Source organism: Ilumatobacter nonamiensis YM16-303, from assembly GCF_000350145.1.
Classification (GTDB): domain Bacteria; phylum Actinomycetota; class Acidimicrobiia; order Acidimicrobiales; family Ilumatobacteraceae; genus Ilumatobacter_A; species Ilumatobacter_A nonamiensis.
On the sequence record NZ_BAOL01000145.1, the window covers coordinates 1 to 10,147 of the forward strand.

General features: G+C 68.0%; 12 protein-coding genes. 4 read left to right on the top strand and 8 right to left on the bottom strand.

What is annotated here, in order from left to right; all coding sequences use genetic code 11:
- Positions 1-36: 36 nt before the first annotated feature.
- From surE to ON45_RS13405, 5 genes are read right to left on the bottom strand one after another with little or no spacing between them, the layout of a single operon-like run.
- A complete protein-coding gene (surE, locus tag ON45_RS13385; RefSeq protein ID WP_051063037.1) occupies positions 37-873 on the bottom strand; it encodes a 5'/3'-nucleotidase SurE in 837 nt (278 codons plus the stop codon).
- 52 nt (positions 874-925) lie between these two features.
- On the bottom strand, positions 926-1,462 hold the full coding sequence (locus ON45_RS13390; RefSeq protein ID WP_051063038.1) for a GNAT family N-acetyltransferase: 537 nt from the start codon (positions 1,460-1,462) through the stop codon (positions 926-928).
- A 36-nt stretch (positions 1,463-1,498) separates the two neighbouring features.
- Complete coding sequence (locus tag ON45_RS13395) at positions 1,499-2,431, bottom strand: DMT family transporter (protein ID WP_040494497.1); 933 nt, start codon at positions 2,429-2,431, stop codon at positions 1,499-1,501.
- Positions 2,428-3,420: a cation diffusion facilitator family transporter gene (locus tag ON45_RS13400; RefSeq protein WP_083914964.1), complete on the bottom strand. Its 993-nt coding sequence runs from the start codon at positions 3,418-3,420 to the stop codon at positions 2,428-2,430. The genes ON45_RS13395 and ON45_RS13400 overlap by 4 nt, the downstream gene beginning before the upstream one ends.
- Before the next feature lie 52 nt (positions 3,421-3,472).
- A complete protein-coding gene (locus tag ON45_RS13405) occupies positions 3,473-4,237 on the bottom strand; it encodes a maleylpyruvate isomerase family mycothiol-dependent enzyme (RefSeq protein ID WP_040494498.1) in 765 nt (254 codons plus the stop codon).
- Positions 4,238-4,284: 47 nt separating this feature from the next.
- On the opposite strand from ON45_RS13405, the gene ON45_RS21555 reads away from it, so the two are divergent.
- Positions 4,285-4,929 carry a NifU family protein gene (locus tag ON45_RS21555; RefSeq protein ID WP_051063039.1) on the top strand — a complete coding sequence of 215 codons (645 nt, stop codon included), beginning with the start codon at positions 4,285-4,287 and terminating at the stop codon, positions 4,927-4,929.
- 38 nt (positions 4,930-4,967) lie between these two features.
- On the opposite strand, the gene ON45_RS13415 is transcribed toward ON45_RS21555, so the two are convergent.
- Together ON45_RS13415 and ON45_RS13420 are read right to left on the bottom strand one after the other, a co-directional pair.
- On the bottom strand, positions 4,968-5,216 hold the full coding sequence (locus ON45_RS13415) for a DUF2277 domain-containing protein (protein ID WP_040494499.1): 249 nt from the start codon (positions 5,214-5,216) through the stop codon (positions 4,968-4,970).
- Positions 5,216-5,506 (bottom strand): GNAT family N-acetyltransferase, encoded by a 291-nt coding sequence (locus ON45_RS13420; RefSeq protein ID WP_040494500.1) that lies wholly within the window; start codon positions 5,504-5,506, stop codon positions 5,216-5,218. The genes ON45_RS13415 and ON45_RS13420 overlap by 1 nt, the downstream gene beginning before the upstream one ends.
- A 35-nt stretch (positions 5,507-5,541) precedes the next feature.
- Here ON45_RS13420 and ON45_RS13425 point away from each other — a divergent pair, with 35 nt between their 5' ends.
- On the top strand, positions 5,542-6,450 hold the full coding sequence (locus ON45_RS13425; RefSeq protein ID WP_040494501.1) for a cation diffusion facilitator family transporter: 909 nt from the start codon (positions 5,542-5,544) through the stop codon (positions 6,448-6,450).
- A 91-nt stretch (positions 6,451-6,541) separates the two neighbouring features.
- The gene (locus tag ON45_RS13430) at positions 6,542-8,011 is read left to right on the top strand and encodes an AMP-binding protein (protein WP_040494502.1); all 1,470 of its coding nucleotides are present in this window, start codon (positions 6,542-6,544) and stop codon (positions 8,009-8,011) included.
- Between the two features lie 15 nt (positions 8,012-8,026).
- On the opposite strand, the gene ON45_RS13435 is transcribed toward ON45_RS13430, so the two are convergent.
- The gene (locus tag ON45_RS13435) at positions 8,027-9,202 is read right to left on the bottom strand and encodes a trans-sulfuration enzyme family protein (RefSeq protein WP_051063040.1); all 1,176 of its coding nucleotides are present in this window, start codon (positions 9,200-9,202) and stop codon (positions 8,027-8,029) included.
- 75 nt (positions 9,203-9,277) lie between these two features.
- On the opposite strand from ON45_RS13435, the gene ON45_RS13440 reads away from it, so the two are divergent.
- Positions 9,278-10,090, top strand: a complete 813-nt coding sequence (locus tag ON45_RS13440; protein WP_040494503.1) for a hypothetical protein — start codon at positions 9,278-9,280, stop codon at positions 10,088-10,090.
- Positions 10,091-10,147: the final 57 nt, after the last annotated feature.

Here is a 10,147-nt window from a genome sequence, read left to right on the forward strand (position 1 = left end):
GTGCCATCCGGTGTCAGACACCGGATGGCACGCGGATCAGGACAGGAGGGCTTCGATGGCCTTGCCGGCGTGGACGGCGTCGGGCCGGTCCTCGTGTTCGAGGCGGGTGAGGTAGCTGAGCGACACGTAGCCGTCCTCGACGAGACCGCCGTCGGTCTCCGGGTCGAGGTCGAGCTTGTCGCCCCAGCTCATCGCCACCTTGTAGGCGTCACGATGACCTTCGATCGGCGTGAGTTCGACCGACGACACCGACCGCGGCGGCTGGACGCCGACCCGGCCGTGCTTCCACCCGCGTACCTCGTCGAGCGGGAGGTCGGGGACGTTGAGGTTGACCACCACCGTATCGGTCGGCATGTCGTCGACGAGCGCCTGCACGACGGATCGAGCCACCTCGGCGGCCGTCTCCCAGTGGATGCCGGCGATCATCTCGTCCCACGCCTGACCTTCGACGCCCATGGCCGCGACCGCCTGGCTCACCGCGACGCCCGATACGTGACCGTTGCGGCCGGTGAGCGTCGCGCCGACGGTTCCCGAGTGGTACACCGCGCGGCCCACGTTCGCGCCGGGGTTGATGCCCGAGACGATCAGGTCGAACGGCTGCTCGCCGAACGCGCCGAGGCGGGCGAACATCACGCACAATGCGGGCGGACCGTTGACGGTCCAGGTCTCGACGTCGCACTCCGGGATCGACGATCGATGGATCTCGGGTTGGAGCAGGTGCAGCGCGCCGAGCGCGGCGCCGGCACCGGAGAACTCGCGGTCCGGGGCAGCGACGATGACCTCGTGGTCCCCGTCGAGCGTGCACATCGAGCGGACGAGGACGTGCAGGCCCTCCGAGTCGATGCCGTCGTCGTTGGTCACCAGGATGCGCATGGAGACCATCCTCGCAGGACGATTCGGCGATCGCGTCAGCAGCCGGTCATGTTCATCCGGAGTTCGATTGGGCGAGATCGAGCTGCAACAGCACCATCGTGCGCCAGGTGTCGAACGTGAATCCGATGTCGGGCATCCGTCCCACCTCGACGAACCCGCGCCGACGGTGGAAGGCGATCGATCGTTCGTTGAGCGCGTCGATCGTCGCCACCATCCGCTTCAACCCGTTCGCCCGAGCGGCCGATTCGAGCTCGTCCATGAGCAGGGTCGCTGCTCCGGACCCCCGGGCGCGGTCGTCCACGTAGACCGAGTGTTCGCACACGAATCGGAAACCCTCGCGGCACGTGCTCTCCCGGAAGTCGCCGTAGCTGGCGACCCCGATCACGTCATCGACACCGTCGGTCCCCTCGGCAACCGCCACGAGCACGGGGCGACCGGAGTCGAACCGACTGCGCATCCACTCCCGTCGTTCCTCGACCGTGTGGAGCGTTTCGGTCCACTCCGCGTCGCCCGCGGGGATCGCCTGATTGAAGATGTCGGTGATCCGATCGGCGTCGGCCTCGCTCGCGGAACGGATGATGATCTTCATCTCGCCGCCAGTGTGTCAGACCGGCGACGCAGGAACTCAGGATCGGGTGCCGAGCGCGTTCGTGACCGTCGGCGGGGGCGGCGGTTGCGGAGGCGTCCGTCGCTGACTGGCGCGGGTGAACGCCGTGATTCCGATCAACACGAGCACCATCCCCACCACCTGCAACGGTTGCACCGCTTCACCGAGGATCAGGAACGCGAAGAACACGGCGAGCGCCGGCTGAGCGGTCTGCATGATCGTGATCGTGGCGATCGGCAGGTGCTGCTGCGCGAACGCGACGCACCCGTGGGCGACCATTCCCGTGAGCACCGCGAGTCCGGCCGCGACCAGCCAACCCCGCGCGCTCATCGCGAAGATCTCGTCGCCGGCGATCAGCACCGCCATCGGAATCGTCGTGATCAACCCGAGCGGCATCATGCAGGCCATGAACGACACGGTGTCGACGCCCGCGGCGCGGGCTCGTTTCGTGAACAGGAGGTAGCTCGTCCACGAGCACAGGACGAGCAACATGATCAGGTCACCAGCGAGGGTCGCCGTTCCTCCGGACGTTCCGAAGAACAGCACGAACGTCACGCCGACGAGCGAGATCAGCCCGAACCGCAGCGCCGACCAATTCGGCCGTTCGTCGAACACGACCGCCCCGAGCGGGACGACGAGGAGCGGGGTCATCGTCGCGATGAATTCGGCGTGGGCGATGCTCGTCTTCGTCACCGCAGTGAACAGCAACGAGATGTTCAACCCGAAGAACAGTCCGGCAGGGGCGACCAACGTCCACGTGCGCCGGTCGGGGAGCGGTCGCTTGGCCACGAGCAGGTAGCCCCACCACGTCGCGACCGACATCCACATCCTCCAGAACGCGAGCACCACCCCGGTGACGGCGGCCCACTTCACGATCGGGGTCGACAGCGAGAACGCGACGACCGCCGCGGTCATCGCGATCAACCCGACGCGTGAGTTCGAATCGCTCAATGCAGCTCGTCGCCGGAGATCTGGCCGGTGTCGACCTCGTCGGCGGCACCGGCCGATTGCGGGCGGTCGTCCGGATGATCGGCCACCAGCAGATCCGGTTCGAGATAGATCACGGTCGCCGTCGGGGCGGCGGCGCGGATCGCGTTCTCGGTGCGGTTGATCGCGGCGACGAGTTGGTCGGCACTGAGCGCCGAGTCGTACTCGATCTTGGCGCCGACGAGCACTTCGTCGGGTCCGATGTGCTGGGTGCGGATGTGGATCAGGCGCTCGACACTCGCGCTGGTCTCGATCGCACCGATGATCGCGGAGCGGTCCTTGTCGCCGGCGGCCTCACCGATCAGCAGACCCTTCATCTCGATGATCAGGACGATCGCGATGATGATCAGCAGGATCCCGATCGAGATCGACCCGACGGCGTCCCAGCGCGGGTCGTCGGTGAAGTTGGCCATCAGCACGCCGCCGAGAGCCAGGAACAGGCCGGTCTCGGCGCCGATGTCCTCGAGCAGCACGACCGGGAGTTCGGGCTGTTTGGTGGTGCGGATGAACGTCCACCAACTGACGGTCTCGGGCTTGACGTGCCGGGCTTCCTTGACGGCCGTCCGCAGCGAGTACGACTCGAGCAGGATGGCGAACACCAGGATGCCGATCGCGATCGACAGGCTTTCGATCTCGTGCGGATGGCGGAACTTCTCGATTCCTTCGTAGAGCGCGAACATGCCGCCGAGTGAGAACAACACGAGCGACACGGCGAACGCCCAGAAGTAGCGCTCGCGTCCGTACCCGAACGGGTGCTGTGGAGTCGCTTCCTTCTTGGCGCGTGCGCTGCCGAGCAGCAGCAGGCCCTGGTTGCCGGTGTCGGCCACCGAGTGCACGGCTTCGGCGAGCAGGCTGGCAGAAGCCGTGAGCAGGAATCCGACGAATTTCGCGATGGCGATTCCGCCGTTCGCGAGCATCGCCGCCAGGACGGCTTTGCGACTTCCCTCGGTCATGCATCGACTGTAGCCAGGCGCTCCGTGACGGGTCGGACCCGTCGCGTGACGCCTACCAATCGGGGAGGTCGAGCCAGGCGGTGGCTGCGGCGGGGTCGCCGACGATGTTGAGCGCCGAACGGTCGGCGCGCCCCATGAGTACGAGCAGCAGGTCGGCGGCGGGTGCTCGGAGTGCCGCGTCGCCCTTGCGGTGCTCCGCCGCGAGTCGGTACTCGCCGTTCTCCGTCCACACGATCCACTCCCCGGATCCGTCCGGCAGATCGTCGTCGGTGCAGTGGACGTGCAGGCTGGTGCTCGGCAGTTCGCCCTCGTAGCGCTGGAGCACCCGCGGCAGACCGAGCTCGAAGTACTCCGCGATCGCGGTCGCGGCGAGTCGCCCGTCGAGGTCGGACGCACCGGTCGCGGCCACCTCGGCATCCCATCGGTGGATTGCCGTCTCGACCATCTGACGACGCGACCACACCCAGGCTCGCTGCTCGAACGGGAACGGATGCCACGTCGGCTCATCCGGAGGGGTGGCCTCCAGGATCGATGTCAGGGCCTCGGCTCCCTGGCGCATCCAGGCGCCGAGCTCGTCCGCGTCGGCCTCGGAGGACGGCTCCTCGATCAGGCCGGCATCGGGAACCGCGGCGGCTTCGATCGCCAGTGTCGCCCAGCGGTGGATGAAGCCGACGTGCCCGCCGAGCTTGCGGAGATCCCACCCCGGGCACGCATCGACCGGTGCGGTCAGGTCGCCGGTCTCGAGACAGATCGCGATCCGGTCCGCGTCGCGTCGCACCCGATCGAGCCGTTCATCCAATTCGATCAGAGCGTTCACGATCGCCTCCCTCGGCTGCGCATGGAGGCGACGGTAGCCTTTTCGTCATGAGTCCCCTCGAAGCCATGGCGAGCGAGTCCGACAGCGCATCGACGAGCGAACCGATCATCACGATCACGCCGGAGGCGATCGAGAACTTGCTCGAGATGCGAGACGACGAGGCCGACGGCGACCAGCTCGGCCTGCGCCTCGCGATCGTGTCGAACCCGGGCGAAGAGTTCCGGTACGACCTGTCGTTCGAGGAATTCCTCAAGGCCGACTTCGAGGACGAGGTCCGCACGCACGACGGCCTGAAGGTGATCATCCCCGGCAAGGACGTCGAACTGCTCACCGGTGCCACGCTCGACTACACGTCCACGCAAGGTCTCGTGATCCGCAATCCGAACAAGCCGGAGGCGCCGAACGTCGAAGGTCTGACGAGCGACGACGCGCTGTCCGCAGAAGTCGAAGCGCTCGTCGCCGGTGAGGTCAACCCGGCGCTCGCCGCGCACGGGGGCTTCGTCACCTACGTCGGCCACGACGGTGAGGGCACCGCCTACATGACGATGGGCGGCGGTTGCCACGGTTGCTCGATGAGCAAGATGACCATGCTCGAAGGTGTTCAGACGATGCTCTCGGATGCGATCGACGAGATCGAGAAGGTCCGCGACCTCACCGATCACTCGACGGGGGAAAACCCCTTCTACAGCTGACCCGAGAGTGTTCGTCGGTGTTCGGCACCCACGAACGTCTACCTGCGGGCGAGGCGGCGGAGCGGGGGTTCGGTCTTCGGCGGTTGTTTGCGGGGTGGCAGTTCACCCAGCACGCGCGTCGAGATCTCGGTGATCTCGCGCACGGCACGCTCGAACGCCTCCTCGGTCGCCGCTGACGTCTTCTGGACGCCGGTGATCTTGCGCACGTACTGACGAGCGCCCGCCTCGATCTCCTCGTCGGTCGCCGCGGGTTCGAGGCCGCGCAGTGTGGTGATGTTCCGGCACATCAGCGTGCCACCAGGTCGTGTGTCTCCGGATGCGCATGGATGTAGTCGGCAGCGAACGGGCACAACGGTCGGAGCGTCTGGCCGTTGGCGCGGAGCGACTCGACGACGCCGTCCATCAGCTGCTCGGCGTAGCCGTTGCCGCGATGCGCAGGGGCGGTTTCGACGTGGGGAATCGTGACGACGTCGCGGTCGATCCGGTAGTCGGCGAGGCTTACCCGTTCGCCGTTGACGTGAAGCTCGAATCGAGACGACGTGGCCTCGTCGCGGAATTGCAGGTCGGGTTCGGACATGCACCGAGCGTATCCGGCCGCTATGGTAATTCTCAATGACTGAGAATCATTCGGCCCACGACCACCGCCACGATGGCGCGCGGTTGGGGCTCGCGGCCGGGGTGAACACGCTGTTCGGCGTCGTGCAGATCGTGGTCGGCCTGGCGATCGGGTCGGTGGTCGTGCTCGCCGACGCAGCGCACCAGGCGGTCGACGCACTCGGGTTGATCACGGCGTTCGTCGCCGTGCGCATCGCGCGACGGCCGGCATCGCGCGACTGGTCGTACGGGTTCGGCAAGGCCGACGCGCTCGGCGGGTTCGTGTCCGCACTGCTGCTCCTGGGTTCGGTGGCATGGATCACGGTCGAGTCGATCCGGCGGTTGATCGAGCCTCAGCCGGTCGACGGCGCCGGGGTGATCGCCATCGGTGTGGTCGCGATCATCGTGAACGGCGCGGGCGTCCTCCTCGTCGGACATGGGCACGGCGACGAAGCGGTGTCGATGCGCGCCGCACGGCTGCACCTGCTGACCGACCTCGCCGGCTCGGTGGTGGTCGTCATCGCCGGACTGTTGCTGGTCACGACCGACCTGACCTGGATCGACCCGGTTGCATCCCTGCTCGTGTCGGCCGCGGTGCTGTGGTCGACCGCCCGCCTGATCCGGTCGGCGACCGCGATCCTGCTCGACCGCGCTCCGGTCGACGTCTCGACCGCGCAACTCGAGTCGATGCTGGTCGATCACCCCGACGTCGATGTCGCGCATCATGTCCACATCCGCTCGCTCGGCGGTGGCCGACGGACTGCGTCGGCGCACGTGGTCGTCCACGGAGCGACTTCGGTGCATCGGTCGCAGGAGATCATCGACGATCTGGCCGGTTCGATCGACGCACGGCTCGGAATCGAACACGTCACCCTGCAGGTCGAGTGCGAACACCACTGCACCGACTCTGACAATCTGGCTCCGTGACCGATCTCCACTCCGACCAGGAAGCTTCCGAGCACACGATCAGACTCCGTTTCGGCGGTGCGATCGGTCCGAGCGACATCGAGATCGCGAAATGATCGTCTCGTTCCCGGCCCAGCTGAATGCGCTCGCCGACGCACGACCCGACGAGCCCGCCGTCACCTGTGGAGCATCGACGGTCACCCGGGCCGAGCTCCGTTCGGCCTCCCGGCGCATGGCGCGGGAGCTGCAATCGCTCGGTGTCGAACTCGGTGACTTCGTGACCGTGGCCCTTCCGAACTCGGTCGACTGGTTCGTTGCGTACGTCGCGTGTTGGAACATCGGAGCGGTGCCGCAACCGGTGTCCGCGAAGCTCCCGGCTCGTGAACTCGCGGCGATCGTCGACCTCGCGCGATCGAAGGTCGTGATCGGCGCGCCGGACTCCGCCGTGGCGCTGATCCCGGACGACACCCATCACCTTCCGATCGGGCACGTCACCGGTCCCGAGTTCTCCGACGAGCCGTTGCCCGACGCCACGTCTCCGGCGTGGAAGGCCCCGACCTCCGGTGGTTCGACCGGGCGGCCGAAGCTGATCGTCTCGGGTGACCCGGCGCTCTGGGACACCGACCCGGCACCGCGGTTCGGTCTCGCCGAGAACGGATGTCTCGTGATGCCCGGCCCGCTGTACCACAACGGTCCCGGGGTCTGGGCGTGCCAGGCCCTGCTCTCCGGGAGCCACGTCGTGCTGCTTCCCCGCTTCGATGCCGAGCAGACGCTGGCCGAGATCGAGCGACACGGCTGCGACGTGACCTACATGGTGCCGACGATGATGAAGCGGATCCTGCGCCTCGACGACGAAGTCCGATTCGGTTACGACCTGTCGTCGCTGCGCGTCCTCTGGCACCTGGCCGAGCCGTGTCCCGCCTGGCTGAAGCAGGCCTACATCGACTGGTTGGGGGCCGAGTGCATCTTCGAGTTGTACGCCGGAACCGAGGCTCAGGCGGCCACGATCATCACCGGGACCGAGTGGCTCGACCACCGTGGCTCGGTCGGCCGCGTGTCGAGCGGTGAGATGAAGATCTGCGACGAGGACGGCAACGATCTTCCGGTGGGCGAGCAGGGTGAGGTGTGGATGCGCTCCACCCGCGGGACGCCGACGTATGAATATCTCGGAGCGGAACCCAAGAAACTCGACGGAGGGTGGGAGTCGCTTGGTGACATCGGGTGGTTCGACGAGGACGGATACCTCTACCTCGGCGACCGCGTGGCGGACATGATCCTCAGCGGGGGAGCGAACATCTACCCGGCCGAGGTCGAGGCCGCCCTGAACGAGCACGAGGCGGTCCACTCCTGTGCCGTGATCGGGCTGCCGCACGAGGAACGTGGCAATGACGTCCACGCGATCGTCCAGGCCGACCCGGCCGAGGTCTCCGACCGTGACCTTCTCGACCATCTCGCGGAACGCATCGCCGTCTACAAACTGCCGCGCTCGTTCGAATACGTCGACGAACCGCTGCGCGACGACGCCGGCAAGGTCCGACGGTCGGCGCTGCGTGACCAGCGCGTTCCTGCTGCCAACAGCTGACGATCGCGGTTCGGGTCAGTGGGCGAGCGCGTGTTCCACGTCGGCGAGGATGTCGACGGTCTCCTCGAGGCCGACCGACATGCGGATCAGCCCTTCGGTGACGCCGGTGGTCGCTTGTTCGTCGGGCGTGAGGCTGGCGTGGGTCGTGGTGGCCGGGTGGCACACCAGCGTCTCGGGCCCGCCGAGTGACGTCGCGACCCGACACAGTTCCACCCGTGAGAGGAAGCAGTCGACGGCGTGTCGGGAGCCCAGATCGAACGCGAGCACCGTGCCGTACTGGAGGAGCTGCCGCTGTGCGATCGCAAACTGTGGGTGCTCGCTCAACCCGGGATAGTGCGTGGCCGCAACGGCTGGGTGGTCGGCGAGCATGACCGCGAGCGAGCGTGCGGATTCGTTCTGCTGGCGGGTGCGAACCCCCAGCGTACGCACGCCCCGTAATGCGTTCAGCGCGTCGAACGGCGACGGCGTGGCGCCGTGCAGCACGGCGTACGCCCAGATCTCCGCGAGCAGGTCGGCGTCGCCCGAGATCACGCCGAGCGTGGCGTCGTTGTGGCCGGCGATGCCCTTGGTGGCCGAGTGCAGCGCGATGTCGACCCCGTGGTCCAGCGGCCGTTGACCGAGTGGCGTGGCGAAGGTCGAATCGACGACCGTGAGCGGGCCCTTGATCGCACCGAGTTCGTCGAGGTCGGCCAGCTCGAGTCGAGGGTTCGACGGCGTCTCCGCGAGCACGACCATCGTGCGCCCGGGCTGCACGGCGTCGGCGAACGCGCCGGGTGTGGTCACGTCGACGAACGTGGTCTCGATCCCGAGGCGGGCACACGGTCCCTGGAGGAAGGCGATCGTCCCGGCGTACAGCTGACGTTGGGCGACGATGTGACTCCCCGACGAGCAGAGCGCCAGGACGGTCGAGGCGACGGCGCCCATCCCGGACGCGAAGGCCAGCGACTCCTCGGCGCCTTCGAGCTCGGACATCGCCTCCTCGAACGAACGCACCGTCGGGTTGCAGTAGCGGCTGTAGAAATCGCCGTGGCGGATCGCCGTGGCGCGCCGGTGGGCGTCGTCGAGCGACTCCGACTCCCAGACCGACGATGCCCACAGCGCCGGCGCGAGCGACCGGCCACTCGCGGCGCGTCCTGCCGTGATCGCACGGGTGACGGGAGACGGTTCGGGCACCGCGCGGTCGTCGGTCATGGCGAGCCAACATATCCGGTCGGTTCGATCAACCCGGCGTGCGTTGGGGCGGGCCGTGGCCCATATCCTGCGGATGTGGCCGACCGGTTGGATCGCGACGACGTGAGCCGCATCCTCGCGCGGGCACAGGACATCGAGACACATGCCGGCGCGACCGATGCCGGATCCGGGATCGAGCCGGAGGCACTGATCGAGGCGGCGACCGAGGTCGGGATCGACCCGAACGCGGTGCGCGATTCGCTCGCGATCGAGCGGTTGAGCGTCGAAGCCGGCGAGGCGCGCCGACTCGACCGACTCGCCGGTTCGGCCTCCGTCCTGGTCGAGCGCGAGGTCCCGCTGCGGGTCGGAGATGCGCTGGACGGGATCGAGGCGTGGCTCACGTCGGTGCACTGGCTCGTGTGCGATCGCCGATCGGAATCGTCGTTGCACGCTCGCCGACGGACGGATGCCTCGGCCAAGGCCGGTCGCACGGTGTCGGGGGTCCGCGGCTACCACAATGTGGGCCGGGTCGCCGCGCTGCAGGCCGAGGCCGTTCCGCAGGTGGTCGGTTCGACTCCGCACCGTCCCCGCACGATCGTGCGCATCCGGGCCGACCGCGGTGAGGCCCGGACGCTTCGACTCGCCGGTGGTGGGGCCGTCGGTGTGGCCGGAGCCGGCGCCGGCACGCTCGCCGTGACCTCGGGATTCGCGGTGCTCGCGCCGGTGATCGCGCTCCCGCTGCTGGTGGGCGGGTACGGCCTCGCGCGGACCGGCCGCGGACAGGCCGACCGCTTGGAACTGGAACTCGAGCGCCTCCTCACCCACGTGGCGCGAGGCGAGCGTCCCGAGGGTCTGGTCGGCCGAGCGGTACGACGCGCCCGCCGCTCCGTCGATCCGTCCCACCGGTGAGCCAACCCACGCCCCGGTGGGGTTTCGCTCACCGGAAACGGCCGATCCCCCGAAGCG